This is a genomic window from Okeania sp. KiyG1 (genome assembly GCF_014132355.1).
Lineage (GTDB): Bacteria > Cyanobacteriota > Cyanobacteriia > Cyanobacteriales > Microcoleaceae > Okeania.
The window spans coordinates 50847-68275 of the sequence record NZ_BLZO01000115.1 but is presented as its reverse complement, the minus strand read 5'-3'; the positions used below and the strand labels follow the sequence as shown (position 1 = coordinate 68275).

11 protein-coding genes and 1 pseudogene are annotated in these 17429 nt (G+C 38.4%); 5 read left to right on the top strand and 7 right to left on the bottom strand.

Going from position 1 to position 17429, the window contains the following annotated elements; all coding sequences use genetic code 11:
- Positions 1-31 precede the first annotated feature (31 nt).
- The 3 genes and pseudogenes from SAGCYANO_RS26995 to SAGCYANO_RS26985 all read right to left on the bottom strand — a co-directional run bounded on the left by SAGCYANO_RS26995 (position 32) and on the right by SAGCYANO_RS26985 (position 3713).
- A pseudogene (locus SAGCYANO_RS26995) lies at positions 32-1518 on the bottom strand (ammonium transporter).
- Between the two features lie 185 nt (positions 1519-1703).
- Complete coding sequence (gene purE, locus SAGCYANO_RS26990; RefSeq protein ID WP_202222902.1) at positions 1704-2219, bottom strand: 5-(carboxyamino)imidazole ribonucleotide mutase; 516 nt, start codon at positions 2217-2219, stop codon at positions 1704-1706.
- Positions 2220-3014: 795 nt separating this feature from the next.
- The gene (locus tag SAGCYANO_RS26985) at positions 3015-3713 is read right to left on the bottom strand and encodes a chromophore lyase CpcT/CpeT (RefSeq protein ID WP_202222901.1); all 699 of its coding nucleotides are present in this window, start codon (positions 3711-3713) and stop codon (positions 3015-3017) included.
- A 709-nt stretch (positions 3714-4422) separates the two neighbouring features.
- On the opposite strand from SAGCYANO_RS26985, the gene nagA reads away from it, so the two are divergent.
- Both nagA and SAGCYANO_RS26975 read left to right on the top strand, forming a co-directional pair.
- Entirely contained in the window at positions 4423-5610 is a 1188-nt protein-coding gene (nagA, locus tag SAGCYANO_RS26980) for an N-acetylglucosamine-6-phosphate deacetylase (protein ID WP_202222900.1), read from the top strand.
- A 10-nt stretch (positions 5611-5620) separates the two neighbouring features.
- Entirely contained in the window at positions 5621-5788 is a 168-nt protein-coding gene (locus tag SAGCYANO_RS26975) for a hypothetical protein (protein ID WP_202222899.1), read from the top strand.
- A 652-nt stretch (positions 5789-6440) separates the two neighbouring features.
- Here SAGCYANO_RS26975 and SAGCYANO_RS26970 read toward each other — a convergent pair.
- The 3 genes from SAGCYANO_RS26970 to ilvB all read right to left on the bottom strand — a co-directional run bounded on the left by SAGCYANO_RS26970 (position 6441) and on the right by ilvB (position 9646).
- Complete coding sequence (locus SAGCYANO_RS26970) at positions 6441-7094, bottom strand: hypothetical protein (RefSeq protein ID WP_202222898.1); 654 nt, start codon at positions 7092-7094, stop codon at positions 6441-6443.
- A 65-nt stretch (positions 7095-7159) separates the two neighbouring features.
- A complete protein-coding gene (locus SAGCYANO_RS26965) occupies positions 7160-7723 on the bottom strand; it encodes a hypothetical protein (RefSeq protein ID WP_202222897.1) in 564 nt (187 codons plus the stop codon).
- An 84-nt stretch (positions 7724-7807) separates the two neighbouring features.
- Positions 7808-9646 (bottom strand): biosynthetic-type acetolactate synthase large subunit, encoded by a 1839-nt coding sequence (gene ilvB, locus SAGCYANO_RS26960; RefSeq protein WP_202222896.1) that lies wholly within the window; start codon positions 9644-9646, stop codon positions 7808-7810.
- 451 nt (positions 9647-10097) lie between these two features.
- On the opposite strand from ilvB, the gene SAGCYANO_RS26955 reads away from it, so the two are divergent.
- Complete coding sequence (locus tag SAGCYANO_RS26955; RefSeq protein WP_202222895.1) at positions 10098-10436, top strand: P-II family nitrogen regulator; 339 nt, start codon at positions 10098-10100, stop codon at positions 10434-10436.
- A gap of 328 nt (positions 10437-10764) precedes the next feature.
- Here the strand turns inward: SAGCYANO_RS26955 and SAGCYANO_RS26950 are convergent, their stop codons facing one another.
- Positions 10765-11433: an NAD(P)H-dependent oxidoreductase gene (locus tag SAGCYANO_RS26950; RefSeq protein ID WP_202222894.1), complete on the bottom strand. Its 669-nt coding sequence runs from the start codon at positions 11431-11433 to the stop codon at positions 10765-10767.
- 136 nt (positions 11434-11569) lie between these two features.
- On the opposite strand from SAGCYANO_RS26950, the gene SAGCYANO_RS26945 reads away from it, so the two are divergent.
- Both SAGCYANO_RS26945 and SAGCYANO_RS26940 read left to right on the top strand, forming a co-directional pair.
- Positions 11570-12877 (top strand): RNA-guided endonuclease TnpB family protein, encoded by a 1308-nt coding sequence (locus SAGCYANO_RS26945; RefSeq protein WP_202222893.1) that lies wholly within the window; start codon positions 11570-11572, stop codon positions 12875-12877.
- A gap of 167 nt (positions 12878-13044) precedes the next feature.
- A complete protein-coding gene (locus tag SAGCYANO_RS26940) occupies positions 13045-16998 on the top strand; it encodes an AAA-like domain-containing protein (RefSeq protein ID WP_202222892.1) in 3954 nt (1317 codons plus the stop codon).
- Positions 16999-17429 lie beyond the last annotated feature (431 nt).

Sequence of the window (17429 nt, the reverse complement as noted above, 5' to 3'; positions counted from 1 at the left end):
GGCTATGGCCATTTTACCTAGAATTTTCCCATTAGTGTTTTTGCAGACCTCGATCAATATCCATTCTATTTGCCATACCAGTAGTACCAAGAGCATCAGGTTCTTTCATAAACCCTGTATAAGCTTCCATACCATGTTCGGCAATATCCAAGCCTTCAAATTCTTGTTCTGCATGGACGCGAATTCCCATAGTAGCTTTCAAAGCCAGCCAGAAGATAGTACTCATAATCACTGTAAATAATCCTACTGAGATAACACCTATGGCCTGAGTCAAGATATTAGCGCCTTCAACAAAAATACCAACAGCTAGAGTCCCCCATATTCCACAGACTAAGTGAACTGATGTGGCACCTACTGGGTCATCAACTTTCAACTTGTCAAATAAAGGTACAGAAAATACAACAATGATGCCAGCAACACCACCGATAATTACTGACTCTAAATAAGATACGCCATTACAACCTGCTGTAATACCTACCAGTCCAGCTAAAACACCGTTAATAATCATTGAAAGGTCTGGCTTACTATCTTTGAGCCAAGATGTAATAGTTGCAGTAGCTCCCCCTGCTGCGGCTGCTAAATTTGTGGTTACGGCGATATAAGCCACATTTTCGTTTGCTGCTAGTTCTGAACCTGGGTTAAAGCCAAACCAGCCGATCCACAGAATTAAACAGCCCAAGGTAGCAAAACCCATATTATGACCAGGAATAGCTCTCGGTTGACCATCCTCATCATACTTGCCCATCCTTGGCCCTAAAATATATGCTCCGACCAGTGCTGCCCAGCCACCAACTGAGTGGACTGCTGTTGAGCCTGCAAAGTCACCGAAGCCCATTTCAGCTAGCCAACCACCACCCCAGATCCAATGTCCGGTAATGGGGTATGAAATACCTGTGATTAACAAGCTAAAGAATAAAAAGGCACTAAATTCAATCCTTTCAGCTACAGCGCCAGAAACAATGGTGGCTGCAGTAGCGGCAAAAGCTGCTTGGAATAGAAAAATACAGGCAATGGTAAACCTGAAGGAAATGGGTCTAGTCCGTAGCTAGTAGCTTCCCCAGTTAGGAAAAAACCACCTCCACCAATGAAGGGATGGTCCCCGGCAAACATTATGGAAAATCCTATAGACCAATAAACTAATGTAGCTATGGCAAATACAATTAGGTTTTTTGCCAAAATATTAACTGCATTTTTATGACGACAAAAGCCAGTTTCTAACATTCCGAAACCAGCATTCATAAAAATCACAAATATTGAAGCTACTAAAATCCATATTGAGTCTAATACCCCTTTGACATACTCTGGGGTTAATTCTTGGTCTTGAGCTGTGGCAGCTCCTGCCCATAAGGCAATAATTATGAATACTAGAGGTATACAGGCTAATGTCGCAGGGGAAAACCATCTTGTCCGATGTAACCTGTTTATTAGTGCTGTCGGTTCTAAGAAACTGCTATATCTTGCCGATAATAACTGTTTCTTTTTTGTTCTATTGTTCTTGAACTTTACTTTAGATGTCATTGTGAGAACTAATTAATAGTTTACAATTGAAAATAGCGCACCAATTCTTGTATAGATTTTCTGTGTCTCTTGCTACTTTTATTTAATTTAGTAGCAATAGTTGTTTGAGTCTTTTCACTAAAGTCTCTGCCTGTAAGAATACCAATTATTTGTCAGATTTTTGTTCTAAAATGTTTGCAATTTAATTAAATTTGTGTTAAATATTCCTGATATCCCATTTCCTCTAATCTATTTTGTTTGTCCATGACTGATTCAGCTAGGGTCTGACGATATTTTTGGACTCGTTCTAATAATTCTGGTTGGTGGGATGCTAATATCTGAATGGCTAATAAACCAGCATTTTTGGCATTGCCGATCGCTACTGTGGCTACTGGTATTCCTCCTGGCATTTGCACTATAGAGTATAAGGAGTCAATACCTTGTAATGTTCGGGTTTGTACGGGGACACCAATTACTGGTAGTGGCGTTAAAGATGCGACCATCCCTGGTAAATGTGCTGCACCACCCGCTCCGGCAATTATGACTTTTAATCCTCTTTGATGGGCAGTTTGGGCATATTCAAACATTCTCTGGGGCGTGCGGTGGGCTGAGACAATGGCGACTTCTAAGGGGACTTCAAATTCTTCACAGATAGCGATCGCTTCTTTCATTGTGGGCAAGTCTGAGTCACTGCCCATAATAATTCCGATGATTGGGTTCATATTTCATATTATGTTCTGTAGCATCGGTATTGTATAGCGAAGGTAGGGAGTAGGGGAGTAGGGGAGTAGGGGGAGTGGGGAGTGGGGAGTGGGGAGTGGGGAGATGGGCAGTAGGGCAGTAGGGGAGTAGGGGAGTAGGGCAGTAGGGCAGTAGGGCAGTAGGGCAGTAGGGCAGTAGGGGAGTAGGGGAAAAATTCAAAAATGTATATCTTCACACGTTAGTGAGCAGAACAACCATTAAGTTTTCTATCATCCTAAGCCTTAATTATTGCATCATACTAATTACCATGGATTAATACTTAACTTAGGTAGCACTTCAATTATTAAGTAATTAACACTAGCCTTATCACTTTTTTGATAATAGACATCTTCAGAAAAGAGTCAGTAGGGGGGAAATAATTGATAATTTATGTCCGATAATTGATTTGATTTTTTATTATTGGAGATGTCTAATTAGCATCCTAGTGTCGCTACCCGGAAGTTAAAAGTTATGCATTTAAAAGTCAATCATTTTTGATTTGTAATTGTTTTAGGATTTTGTGACTGGTCAGTTATTTCCGCCATCCTGCACTAGGAGCGCATTAATTATTAGGTAGTGGTGCATTGTAATGGTATTTACATCTAATATTTTATTTTTATTTTTATTTTTGTCACAGTATAGCCAGTGGGAGCATCTTGCTCCCGTTCTAAGTGTTCTTTATCTCTACCTACCATTACTATGCAGGACTACCAATTATTATTGTGTTTACTTCATAGATTAGGATACGTCACTAAATTCCCAGAAACCAGATTTTTTTAATCATTTTTGGATGCTGTTATTATCCCTAAACCACTTAATATAAATAATCCGAATAATATCGAAGGTTCAGGAACTGCTTCAATGCGATTAAAGGTTATAGATGTGCCAAATAACAGATTACCATTACCATCAAAAATACGGTCTAAAGAGTCAATACTATTAGGCTTAATCACAATATCAGAAACAACTTTACCCCCAGGAAAAGTCGTCGAACAACCTTCTGGTTCGTTAGTCCCTACATAGGTATTAGAAACAAAAGAAAGGTTTACTTCACAGTTAAAACTATCTAAATTTGTAGCATTAATAAATTGTTCATATTCAGGGCGATCGCATAAACCAAATAAAGAAGTTTCGTTGAGGAAACGACTAATACTAATAGTAACTTGAGAGTCATTATTACTAAAAAAAGAATACAAGCGCACCCGAAAAGGAAACCCTCCTGTTGTTTGCTCTAAATAAACAGTTTCTGTATTTTCCATCAGGTCACTACCAATAAGTTTAACCGGACAATTTGACATTGTAACCTGAGGAATCATAGGATTATCAGCAACCTGTTTAGTATTATCAAATAAGCCAGTGAACCATTGTGATACCTGCTCCACTTGAAATAAAGTTGCAGCATGACTTTTTTGGGCAAATGTAAAACTTAAAAGTAGAGCGCTTAAAGTACAAAATTTAAGTTGATTTATCTGCATTTTTATACACTTCTTTTCATCAAAAATATCTTATTAAATTGCCACTTAGTTTAACACCGATTCTCATATTTTCCTAACTCTAATTTTTATTCACCTACCAAATAATTAAGGTTTAATACCAGTTTGATAAATATTTGCTACATTTTCGCATTGCGGGGAGTAGGGGAGTGAGGGAGTAGGGGAGAGATAAAAATAAGAATAATTAGGGTCTGCTGAAAAAATTGGTTGGTGGGGGTAGGACACGGGGACGCACCAGACGCGGAGACGCGGAGACAGGTCGATTTGTGGAGGAACAGGCAACGGTTTCGGCCATTTTATACGAAGAAATTTTCTTGAATTTCAGCAGAAAATTTCAGTATTTTGAGGCAAATAAGAGTCATAAACTTGGAGGTAAACTGAATATAAAAAGCTCAATAGCTTTAGCTATGCTGACTTTTAGCTTTATTCAGCAAACCCTAATTAACAATAACTGGCTAATAATTATCAAAAAATTATTCAGTCTGTGTTAATTACTTAATAATTGAAATGTCACTTAAATATAGAATTATTTTTTCAAATTGGTATAAAACCTCTCCTTTAAAAGAGAAACAAGAAAAAATTTTCCTGTTCGTCAATCCTATCCGTTTCCAAGGAGAGGTAATTATTAATTATTAATTATTAATTATTAATTGTTGAACAACTACCACCTTCTTCAATAAAATTTAAGCCCGTGAATTTAACTACTAAAATTATTAACGCTAAAGTCCCTGGTTATCAAGACCTACAACAAATTTCCCTCGACTCTACTGGCAATATTCAAGAAATTATCTCTCAAACAGAGGAACTTTTGCCTACCTCATCTACCACTATTGATGTTCAACAAGATTGGGTTTCTCTTGGTGGGTTTGATTTACAAATTAATGGTGCTTTGGGTTTAGCTTTTCCCGAAGTAGATGCAAATTCTACTACTAAAATACAGGAAATTTGTCAGTATTTATGGCAGCAAGGAATAGATGCTTTTTTACCCACTATTGTCACAACTTCTATAGATAATATTCAGCGATCGCTCCAAGTCTTCCACAATTTGGCCTCACAACCTCAAGACCCAGAAATGGCAAAAATTTGGGGCGTTCATTTAGAAGGTCCTTTTCTCAATCCAGAAAAGCGAGGGGCTCATCCATTGGAATATTTACTACCATTAACGCTCAAAAATGTCAAAGAAGTTTTGGGAGAGTATGCTGAGATAGTTAAAATCATTACTTTGGCTCCAGAATTAGACTCTACAGAAAAAGTCATTCCCTATTTAAAAAATCTAGGAATTACGGTTAGTTTAGGGCATTCTCAAGCCACAGCAAATCAAGCAGAAAAAGCTTTTCAATTGGGAGCTTCAATGGTGACTCATGCTTTTAATGCGATGCCGAGTTTACATCATCGAAAACCTGGTTTATTAGGAGCAGCAATTACAAATTCGGATGTTATGTGTGGTTTAATTGCTGATGGTCAGCACGTCTGTTCAACAATGATAGAAATTTTGTTGAAAGCGAGTCAATATCAGCAGGGAATATTTTTAGTTAGTGATGCTTTAGCACCCTTGGGATTACCTGATGGAATTTATCCTTGGGATACTAGAGAAATAGAAGTTAAAAATGGTACGGCAAGATTAAAAGATGGAACTTTATCTGGAACAACTTTACCTTTATTAGTTGGGGTTAATAATTTGGTGAAGTGGGGAATTTGTGATATTGAAACGGGAATTTATTTGGCGACTATTGCACCTCGGAAGGCGTTAGGAATAGATAGTGAAATTATTGGTAAGTCTGGGAAAAATTTATTGAGATGGAGGGTAATGAAGTCAGAAGTCAGAAGTCATTTTTGTAATGAGGATTTGAGTTGGCAGAGAATATTTAGAGTTTGCTGAAAAAAGCAAAATGTGGGGAGGGTGGGAAGTGTGGGGAGGGTGGGAAGACAGAGAAAGTAGGAATAATTGTTCTTTAATTTTTCTGTTCCGAATACTTTGGAAAGAGATGCTACCCAAAGGTAAACCAGAGCATCTCAAAAAAAATCTACTGAAAAATTTGGCAAGAGTGAGAAAGTAGGAATAATTGTTCTTTAATTTTTCTGTTCCGGAATACTTTTGGAAAGAGATGCTACCCAAAGGTAAACCAGAGCATCTCAAAAAAAATCTACTGAAAAATTTGGCAAGAGTGAGAAAGTCGGAATAATTGTTCTTTAATTTTTCTGTTCCGGAATACTTTTGGAAAGAGATGCTACCCAAAGGTAAACCAGAGCATCTCAAAAAAAATCTACTGAAAAATTTGGCAAGAGTGAGAAAGTCGGAATAATTGTTCTTTAATTTTTCTGTTCCGGAATACTTTTGGAAAGAGATGCTACCCAAAGGTAAACCAGAGCATCTCAAAAAAAATCTACTGAAAAATTTGGCAAGAGTGAGAAAGTCGGAATAATTGTTCGGGAGATTTTTCTGTTCCGGAATACTTTTGGAAAGAGATGCTACCCAAAGGCAAACCAGAGTGCCTCAAAAAAAATCTGCTGAAAAATTTGGCAAGAGTGAGAAAGTCGGAATAATTGTTCGGGAGATTTTTCTGTTCCGGAATACTTTTGGAAAGAGATGCTACCCAAAGGCAAACCAGAGTGCCTCAAAAAAAATCTACTGAAAAATTTGGCAAGAGTGAGAAAGTCGGAATAATTGTTCTTTAATTTTTCTGTTCCGAATACTTTTGGAAAGAGATGCTACCCAAAGGCAAACCAGAGCATCTCAAAAAAAATCTGCTGAAAAATTTGGCAAGAGTGAGAAAGTCGGAATAATTGTTCGGGAGATTTTTCTGTTCCGGAATACTTTTGGAAAGAGATGCTACCCAAAGGCAAACCAGAGTGCCTCAAAAAAAATCTACTGAAAAATTTGGCAAGAGTGAGAAAGTCGGAATAATTGTTCTTTAATTTTTCTGTTCCGGAATACTTTTGGAAAGAGATGCTACCCAAAGGCAAACCAGAGTGCCTCAAAAAAAATCTACTGAAAAATTTGGCAAGAGTGAGAAAGTCGGAATAATTGTTCTTTAATTTTTCTGTTCCGGAATACTTTTGGAAAGAGATGCTACCCAAAGGCAAACCAGAGTGCCTCAAAAAAAATCTACTGAAAAATTTGGCAAGAGTGAGAAAGTCGGAATAATTGTTCTTTAATTTTTCTGTTCCGGAATACTTTTGGAAAGAGATGCTACCCAAAGGCAAACCAGAGTGCCTCAAAAAAAATCTACTGAAAAATTTGGCAAGAGTGAGAAAGTCGGAATAATTGTTCTTTAATTTTTCTGTTCCGGAATACTTTTGGAAAGAGATGCTACCCAAAGGCAAACCAGAGTGCCTCAAAAAATCTACTGAAAAATTTGGCAAGAGTGAGAAAGTCGGAATAATTGTTCTTTAATTTTTCTGTTCCGGAATACTTTTGGAAAGAGATGCTACCCAAAGGCAAACCAGAGTGCCTCAAAAAATCTACTGAAAAATTTGGCAAGAGTGAGAAAGTCGGAATAATTGTTCTTTAATTTTTCTGTTCCGGAATACTTTTGGAAAGAGATGCTACCCAAAGGCAAACCAGAGTGCCTCAAAAAAAATCTACTGAAAAATTTGGCAAGAGTGAGAAAGTCGGAATAATTGTTCTTTAATTTTTCTGTTCCGGAATACTTTTGGAAAGAGATGCTACCCAAAGGCAAACCAGAGTGCCTCAAAAAAAATCTACTGAAAAATTTGGCAAGAGTGAGAAAGTCGGAATAATTGTTCTTTAATTTTTCTGTTCCGGAATACTTTTGGAAAGAGATGCTACCCAAAGGCAAACCAGAGCATCTCAAAAAAAATCTGCTGAAAGCTGTTTGCGCAGCATTCCGCAGGAAAAGTTTACCGCTGACTGCTTCTTTAAAACTTAGACAGGACTTACGCAAATTCTGAGACAATACGCTATCTGTAGGGGGCGAATGCCATTCGCCCCTACTAGATATGGCGCTTGGTGCGTAAGCCTTGTTAGACAAAGCAATATTTTTCCTTCTTCCCTCTTCCTTCTTCCCTCTTCCTTCTTCCCTCTTCCCTCTTCCTTCTTCCCTCTTCCTTCTTACTTACAATTTAGTGCCACATTCAGAACAGAAATTATGAGTAACACTATTTTGTGCCCCACAATTACTACAAGTAATGAACTCCACAGCTTGTTCAAGTTGCTTGCGAATAGGTAAACCAACCATTTGAGCATTACTCTTACCAGGGGCTACCATAGGATAACAATTCTCATCCTTAGTCACATGAGCATCCATCAACACAGGTCCATCGTGAGCCAACATTTGAGCGATCGCCTCTTTAAGCTCCTCCCGACTAGAAACCATCATACCTTTAATTCCATAAGCCTGAGCCAACATCACAAAATCAGGCATTCCCACCTCCATATTAGAAGAAGAATAGCGCTCGCCAAAAAACGCCTCTTGCCATTGACGCACCATACCCTGCCAACCATTATTAATAATCACAGTTTTAACATTAATGCCATACTGCGCCAGAGTCCCCAACTCCTGAATATTCATTTGAACACTCGCATCACCAGCAATACAAATCACCTCCCGGTTTGGCAGTGCCACCTTCGCCCCCATAGCAGCAGGTATCCCATAACCCATAGTCCCTAAACCAGCACTAGAGATCCATTGCCGAGGTCCATTTTTCAGAAATTGAGCAGCCCACATTTGATGCTGACCAACATCAGTAGTGTAGTAAGCATCTGGAGCCATTTTGCCAATTTCGTTAATTACCTCTTGAGGTGAAATACTATCTAAATGTTGGGGGGCAACTAAAGGATAATCTTGTTTCCAGCGATTAATCTTTTCTAACCAAGGTTGAGTTTGATGAGGATTAGCTAAATCTCCTATTTCTCGGCAACGACGCAGCAAGTCTATCAAAATTTGGCGTACATCCCCAACAATTGGAACTTCAGGAATCCGGTTTTTACCCACTTCTGCGGGGTCAATATCAATATGAATTACTTTAGCATGACAAGCAAATTCGTCTAACTTTCCAGTTACCCGGTCATCAAAACGGGAACCAACAGCAATTAATAAGTCACACTCACTCACAGCAAAATTAGCATAGGCAGTGCCATGCATTCCTAACATTCCTACTGATAGGGGATGATGTTCGTTAAAAGCACCTTTACCCATCAAAGTAGTAGTTGCAGGAATATTAAAATGTTCTGCTAATTCTTGAATTTCTGCATGAGCATCTGCGGATATGGCACCACCACCTATATATAGTAGAGGACGGCGTGCCTCTAGCATCAAATTTACTGCTTGGTTAATTTGTCGAGGGTTGCCTTTGACAGTGGGACGGTATCCAGGTAATTTGATGGCACCTGGTTCCACGGGTTCGTAGTCAAATTCTTCCAAACCTACATCTTTGGGAATGTCAATCAAGACTGGACCTGGACGACCTGTACTGGCAATATGGAATGCCTCGGCAATAATTCCGGCCATATCCCTTGGGTCTCGGACAACATAAGAATGTTTAACAACTGGTAGAGTAATGCCATAAATGTCTGTTTCTTGGAAGGCATCAGTACCAATCATTTTTCGGCCTACTTGGCCTGTTATTACTACCATGGGAATTGAGTCCATGTGGGCAGTGGCTATGCCTGTTACTAAATTTGTGGCTCCCGGACCTGATGTAGCAAAACATACACCTACTTTACCAGTGGCACGGGCATATCCATCGGCGGCATGAGCAGCTCCTTGTTCGTGTCTAACTAGAATATGCTCTAGGTCTCCTGCAGCTTCTGAACGGTAGAGTTCGTCGTAAATTGGTAATATCGCACCCCCTGGATAGCCAAATATGTGTTTGACTCCATGACGCTTGAGACTATCCATTAGTGCAAAAGCACCCGTTGCTCGTTTTAGGGTAACTTTAGTTTGTAATTGCACAGGTAATTCCTCTCTAGATACTATTATGTATAGTTAAAAGTATAATTTTAATCAAAAATGGGATGTAATAAAAAGTCTTTTTTTACATAATTTACAAAAAACTTTAAGATTCTCTATAAGAGAGTGTTTGTAGAATAAATATTAAACCATGTAGGATGCGTTAATGAAATGTAAGGCACTATCCCACAGCACGCGGTGTAGCTGTCAAACCGACCATTATTTCTGGAATAATGGTAAAGGTATCGTCGCACACCCTACTTAATTTTTTGTTTACAAATAGCTTCTAAGAGTCATTTTTTCGATATTTTTAAGATTTGAGAAGGCTACTCAAAAAACTGCTGAGTAAATGTATTTTTCTTAACAGACAAGGCCCACTTGGTGACAATCTTATTAAAGATGTCATCCTGATAAACTAAGTAAACTAAAAATTTAAGTGTAAGGAGTGAATAACTTGAAAAAAGTAGAAGCTATTATTCGGCCTTTTAAGCTGGACGAGGTGAAAATTGCTCTCGTTAATGCTGGTATCGTGGGTATGACTGTTTCTGAAGTCAGAGGTTTTGGGCGTCAGAAGGGTCAAACTGAAAGGTATCGTGGTTCTGAGTATACGGTTGAGTTTTTACAGAAACTCAAGGTTGAAATTGTAGTTGAAGATGACCAGGTGGATATGGTTGTTGACAAAATTATTTCTGCCTCTCGTACTGGTGAGATCGGTGATGGTAAGATTTTCATTGCTCCAGTAGATAGAATTGTAAGAATTAGGACTGGGGAAAGTAATATAGAAGCAATCTAGTTTTAGAGTAAGCATTCCGCAGGAAATGCTTACGTTTTAGAGATAGGTTTTTTTATGTTAGGTGACAGGTAGTTAGAAATTACTTTGAGACTTCTGGCAAAGAAAAATTTATGATTTTTGTCTTATCATTTATTTGATTTTAAATTTGCTTAAGAGGTCTAATAACTGAAGTGTCCAAACTTTTTTATACCTAAAAACCTATCCCTATCTCTAATCTTTAAAAATATTTATTTGAGTTATATCCGTAGGTTGAATTGAGAGAACGTAGCTTAAACAAATGTAGTTTTTTTGTTGAGTTTTACTGTCGCTTAATCCAACCTACAGCATATTAATAAGTACCAACATTAATGGCAGATTCTTTACTTATTTCTTTCAGACGTGCAGCATAATTTTCCAATATTTTCACTCTCTGTTCATTAGTCATCCGAACAGGTGCATATACAATTTCTGGTGCCAATACATCAAAACCAACAAATTGCAACATTCCTCTATGAATAGGGCGTAAAATTCCATTAATATCGCCGTTGAAACCTCCCTTAATATAAATATCTTCACCACCACCTGTGGTCAACGACAATAACGCCCGTTTTCCCTGAAAAACTCCTGTTTCATATATTCGACCGCCGCCATAAACTCGTCCCATAGCAAATACACGGTCAACCCATCCTTTTAAAACTGCGGGTAAACCAAACCACCACAACGGAAATTGCCAAATCATTAGGTCACACCACTCAATTTTCTCTATTTCTGAGTTGATATCTTCGGCAAAACTATTCACTTCAGTGGCATATTTTTCCTCAAGTTGTAGTTTGAGATAATTTGGATCTTTGACAGTTTTGAAATTTTGTCTGCTGGAAATAGGATTGAAATTCATTTCATGTAAGTCTGAAGTTTTTACCTCATTTCCTGCATCTACTAAAGCTTCACAAGCTTGACGAAACATTGCACCATTAAAACTCTGGGGTTCGGGATGCCAATACACAATTAATACTTTCATATTTTGGTTTTTCTATAATGTTGGGATTTATACCCATGCTCTCCGGCCTGTGGGAGCGTCCTATGGGAATGCCAATCAATGTTGTGGTTTCACAGAAAATATGTTAAAATGTGAAAGTAAAATTAGCAAGCAGTAAATGGTTGAGAAAGCGTACAAATTTAGGTTCTACCCAACTCCAGAACAGGAGAATCTGTTACGGAGAACATTGGGTTGTGTGCGTTTAATCTACAACAAAGCTTTAGCAGCAAGGACTCAAGCTTGGTATGAGAAACAAGAACGGTTAGGGTATAAGCAAACTTCTGCTATGCTTACCAACTGGAAAAAGCAGGAAGATTTAGATTTTCTTACAGAAGTAAGTAGTGTTCCATTACAGCAAGGTTTGAGACATTTGCAGACTGCCTTCTCTAATTTTTTCAGTGGGCGTACTAAATATCCTAACTTCAAGAAAAAACGTAATGGTGGTAGTGCTGAGTTCACAAAATCAGCCTTCAAGTGGAAAGATGGTCAAGTCTATCTAGCCAAATGTGCTGAACCATTACCTATCAGATGGAGTAGGCAACTACCACAAAACTGTATACCAACCACAATAACAGTAAAACTTGACCCTAGCAGCAGATGGTCAGTTTCTGTGAGAATCAATGACACTAGAGATTTAAAGCTCAAACCAGTTAATAAACAGATAGGTATTGACTTAGGAATTACCAGCTTAGTAACTACCAGTGATGGAAAAAAAATAGCTAATCCTAAAAATCTCAACAAGTTACACAAAAAATTAAGGTTAGCTCAAAAGTGTCTATCAAGGAAAACCTTTGGGTCAAATAATTATCAAAAAGCCAGGCTGAAAGTAGCTAGGATACACGCAAAAATCAAAGATTCAAGGCTTGACTATACCCATAAGCTAACGACTCAACTAATCAGAGAAAACCAAACAATAGTAGTTGAGGATTTGGCAGTAAAAAATATGGTCAAAAAGCGGTGCGACCCCGCGACGACGCCAGTCGCAAGGGAACGCGCACCAAGAGACCATAAATTAGCCAGAGCAATTAGTGATGCCAACTGGGGAGAGCTAGTCAGGCAATTAGAGTACAAAGCTGAATGGTATGGACGGGAATTAATCAAAATTGACAGATATTTCCCCAGTTCTAAGCGTTGCTCTAATTGTGGACATATAGTAGAAAAATTACCTCTAAATATCAGAGAGTGGGATTGCCCAGAGTGTGGTAGTCACCATGACAGGGACATAAACGCTTCGTTAAATATTTTGCGGATGGGAACCCGCGTCGGCGATAGACGCAAGGGAACGCCCACCAAGAAGGCTGCGGGACTCGCAGTGTCAGTCTGTGGAGCGACCGTAAGACCCGAAGGGAGTAAATCCCGGAAGGCAGGTGCTATGAAACAGAAAGCCCCTAACAGTGATGCTAGGAAATCCCGCGCTGTCTCGTAGAGGAGCATCGGGAGGATGTCAAATTTGATACAGTTGCTAGAGTGAGGATAGTCAAGTTAACGAAGTCAGAAGTCAAAAGTTATTTTTGTAACGGGGATTTGAGCTTCGCTCCAAAAATATTTCGCCAATCAAGGCGGGGTTGCGCGACCCATATTATTTTGATAAATATGAAAATACAGAAGAATCAAAAATATAGCTATCAAGTAGGTAATTATTTAGCATTAGATCATCCCACTTATGTTAGACGCTCGGCAGATAAAGAGCTATTTAATGCTTTGAAAGCAGGTGAATATTGTTATGTATTAAGTTCTCCACAAACGGGAAAATCTAGTTTAAAAATTAGAACAATACAACTGTTGCAAGCAGAAAATATTATCTGTATTGCCTTAGATATGACTAGAGTTAACAATAAACTTTTGACTCTAGAAGAATGGTATGAGCAAATAATTTTGACTTTAGAGAAGACTTTTTTATTTCCTCGGCATTTCCCGGAATTATGGTGGGAAGAAATGGCAGATTTACCTGCGGATGAAAGATTATTTATTTTTATTGAAGAGGTACTGTTAGTTAATACTCAAAATGAGAAAATAGTAATTTTTATAGATGAAGTTAATGATGATAGTGTTGTTAATTCAGGCTTTAGTAGTTTAGGGGTATTAATTGATTATTGTATTGAGGAAAGAACAAATAATCCAAGGTTTAAACGCTTAACATTTGCTTTGCTGGGGACAACTATACCCGATAATTTAATAGATAGATGTAGATTTATTGAACTTAATAGTTTCAAAAAAGAAGAAGTAGCTCATTTAGCACAACCATTTAAAGGGATAGTTAAACAGCCACTACAAGTTATAGAAAAAATATTATATTGGTCAGGCGGACAACCATTTTTGATGCAAAAATTGTGTCAAATAGCGATTGACTATCTGGGAGAAAGAAGAGGAGAAGAAAATTCTAATGATATAGCTTTAATAGAAGATTTAGTAACAATTTGTGCGATCGAAAACTGGGATTCACAAGACTACCCGATTCATTTCAACAAAATACAAAATCTCTTGCTGAAGAATATACAGAAATCTATAAGTCATTTAGAAATATATCAACAACTATTAAAACATGGTAGATTAAGACCACCTGGTCAAGATAATCAAAAATTTAAAAATGATGCGATCGCTAATAATAAATGGGAAATTAAAGAGTTATTGAGGTCTGGTGTAGCGAAAATAAATAATGGTTTTTTAGAGGTATACAGTCCGATATATGCAGAAATTTTCAATCAAGAATGGGTACAACAATATTTACCAACAGTAACTAATCTTGCTCCTCAAACTAATCCTCAAATATTAGAATTAAATGACCGGGAAAAAATATCTCTAATGGTACCTGATTTTTCTAATATTGAAGTGACAGAAATTAATCCAATAAATAGTAATGCTTTGATTAAACCACAACAGAAACAACAGGAGATACCAGTACAAAAAAATCAGAATCACATTGAAGAAGGAAGAAATTATCCCCCCTTGCCCCCCTTTGAAAGTAGGGAGGAAGAAGGCATTCCTTTGAAAGGAGGGAGGAAAAAGTTGTTGGGGTTTGAGTCCCTATCCAATTTTCAACACCCTGTAGACGGCGGGGTATTAAACTCAAAAGAAAAAGATAATAAAAATAATAATCCCAATGAAATTCAGGTTCAGCCACAACAGGAATTAGGGGAAATAGCAGCACAGAAAATTCAGAATAATCCCAATAATATTCCGCTTCAATTACAACAGAAACAACAGGAGATAGCAGTACAAAAAAATCAGAATAAAGTTCAAAAAAAACAGGTAGTTCGGAAAAAAGTCAAAAAATCTTCAAATCAACAGAATAAACTGAAACTAGGAGTGGCAGGTTTAGTTATAGTATCAATAACAGCAATGACAGTAGTTGGTTGGGCAACTAAACTTTTTCAAGATACACAAAATCAACTTCAAAGAACAGAATATCAGCTAGAAAAAGCACAATATGAACTTCAAGAAGCACAAGAAGGTACAAAACTAGAACACAAAGGAATTAGTGCTTTAAGAAAATTTGAAATTGCAGAAATAGAAGCATTACTATCAGCAATGCAAGCTGGAAAAGAACTAAAAGAATTAGTTGGAGGCGATCGCCCACTTCAATATTATCCAGCTACAAGTCCCATATTTGCCCTGCAACAAATCCTCAATAATATTCACGAGAAAAATCAAATTCCCAACGTCAAAAAAATTACCATGAGTCCTGATGGCCAACTACTCGCCACAGTTAACAATGATGGTACAGCCAAAATCCTCAAATACTCAGGTCAGTCCGTAGCTCAATTAAGAGGACATCAGGGCAAAGTTTCTCACATTAAATTTTCACCAGAAGGAAACATTTTAGCTACAGCAGGAGATGATAGTACAGTTAGAATCTGGGATTTTCTAGGTAAGCAGCAAGTAGAACTAACAGGCCATAAAGGCCAAATTTGGCAAATTACTTTCAGTCCTGACGGTAAATATATAGCTACTGCTGGAGAAGATGGCACTGCGAGAATTTGGAATATATCAGGCAAGAAAATAGCGACTCTCAAAAAACATCGAGGTCGAATCTTAGATGTCACATTTAGCCCAGATGGTAGATATATAGCTACTGCTGGATGGGATGGGACCGCGAGAATATGGAATAGATCCGGCAGACAGTTAGCCAGACTCAGGGGACATAAAGGTAGTGTTGAAAAAGTAATATTTAGTCCAGATGGTCAACGTTTAGCCACTGCAGGATGGGATGGCACAATTAGGATTTGGCGACGTAGCTCAGGTAAACTCCTAACCAAACTTAAGGGAGGTGAAGGCGGGGTCTGGAATGTCAGCTTTAGTCCGGATGGCAAAAGTTTGGCTACAGCAGGAGAAGATGGAACAGCCTTGATATGGGATACTTCAGGTCAAGTATTATCAAAACTTCCCGGACATCAAGGAATTGTCACCAGTGTAAGTTTTAGTCCGGATGGTGAACGTTTAGCTACAGCAGGTAGTGACGGTAGTGTGAAAATTTGGAACAATAATGGTAATTTGTTAGCCAATCTTAGAGGACATCAAGGCAGGGTTTGGGAAGTTAACTTTAGTTCTGATGGACAACGACTATTAACTTTAGGAGAGGATGGTACGGGTAGAACTTGGGAACTAGAAGATAATCACGAGGCAACACTCAAGGGAAACTCCGATATTTTTGGGTCAGTAAGTTTTAGTTCTAACAGTCAGAAATTAGCAACAGCAGCAGTTGATGGTACTGCCCGTATTTGGGATATTTCGGGAAAACCTTTAGCTCAATTCAATGGATATCTGGGAATGTTTGGGGATATGAGTTTTAGTCCTGATGGTCAACGTCTAGCTACTGCGGGAGATAGTGGTCAGGGTAGAATTTGGAAGATTTCAGGAGAAGAGTTGATAGAGCTAAAAGGTAAAAAGGGGAGAGCAAAGCAAATTGGTTTTAGTCCAGATGGACAACGTTTAGCAACGGTGGGAGAAGATGGTGTTGCCCGCATCTGGAATAATTCTGGTCAACAGTTGGCTGAGTTAAAAGGACATAATGGTCGCGTGTTGGATGTGGTTTTTAGTCCAGACGGGCAATATATTGGTACTGCTGGAGAGGATGGTATTGCCAAAATCTGGGATAGTTCTTTTCAGCTTGTGACAGAATTAAAAATTCTTTCAAGTTGGGTCGAGAGTATGGCTTTTAGTCCATCTGGAAAGTATATAGTGACGGGAGATAGCAATGGGGTAGTCAAAATTTGGGATTTTTCGGGCAATCAAATTGCGGATCTGAAGGGCAATATAGGTAGTGTGAATAATTTGACTTTTAGTGCTGATGGGGAACAGGTGGCTAGTATGGGCAAAGATGGAATGGTAAGAATTTGGGATATTACTGGACGTCAATTAGCTCAATTTGAGAATGCTAAGGCTTTAAGTGTGGATGGTAAATATGTGGCAACTTTGGTGGATAATAATTTACAGTTGTGGCGCGTGAAAGGATTAAATGATTTGTTGAAAGGTTCTTGTGATTGGCTTCAAGATTATTTTATTACTCATCCCAAGGTGAAGGAAGATTTAGAAATTTGTGATATGTAAGGGGTCAAGCGTCTGTAGGGGCGGGTTCCGCCTTAAGTTAACGGTTTTACCCACGACCTTGTAAACCCGCCCCCGCACCAATAATCTAATGCTGTGTCAGTCCAGTAGGGGCGGGTTCCGCGTTAAGTTAATGGTTTTACCCACGACCTGGTAAACCCGCCCCCGCACCAATAATCTAATTGCATAAAATTAGCTGTGTCAGTCCAGTAGGGGCGGGTTCCGCGTTAAGTTAATGGTTTTACCCACGACCTGGTAAACCCGCCCCCGCACCAATAATCTATTGCACTAAATTAGCTGTGTCAGTCCAGTAGGGTGTGTTAGTGTTAGCGTAACTGAGCGAAACCCTATATACAGCACTTTCCGTTGTTATGAGGTACACTCATCGCGGGCAAGATGCCCGCACTGCAATATTTTCATCATTCACCTTGTAC

Coding starts and splice junctions, on each gene's coding strand:
- purE (WP_202222902.1), bottom strand. CDS start 2,219: ATGAACCCAATCATCGGAATTATTATGGGCAGTGACTCAGACTTGCCC.
- SAGCYANO_RS26985 (WP_202222901.1), bottom strand. CDS start 3,713: ATGCAGATAAATCAACTTAAATTTTGTACTTTAAGCGCTCTACTTTTA.
- SAGCYANO_RS26975 (WP_202222899.1), top strand. CDS start 5,621: ATGTGGGGAGGGTGGGAAGTGTGGGGAGGGTGGGAAGACAGAGAAAGT.
- SAGCYANO_RS26950 (WP_202222894.1), bottom strand. CDS start 11,433: ATGAAAGTATTAATTGTGTATTGGCATCCCGAACCCCAGAGTTTTAAT.
- SAGCYANO_RS26945 (WP_202222893.1), top strand. CDS start 11,570: ATGGTTGAGAAAGCGTACAAATTTAGGTTCTACCCAACTCCAGAACAG.
- SAGCYANO_RS26940 (WP_202222892.1), top strand. CDS start 13,045: ATGAAAATACAGAAGAATCAAAAATATAGCTATCAAGTAGGTAATTAT.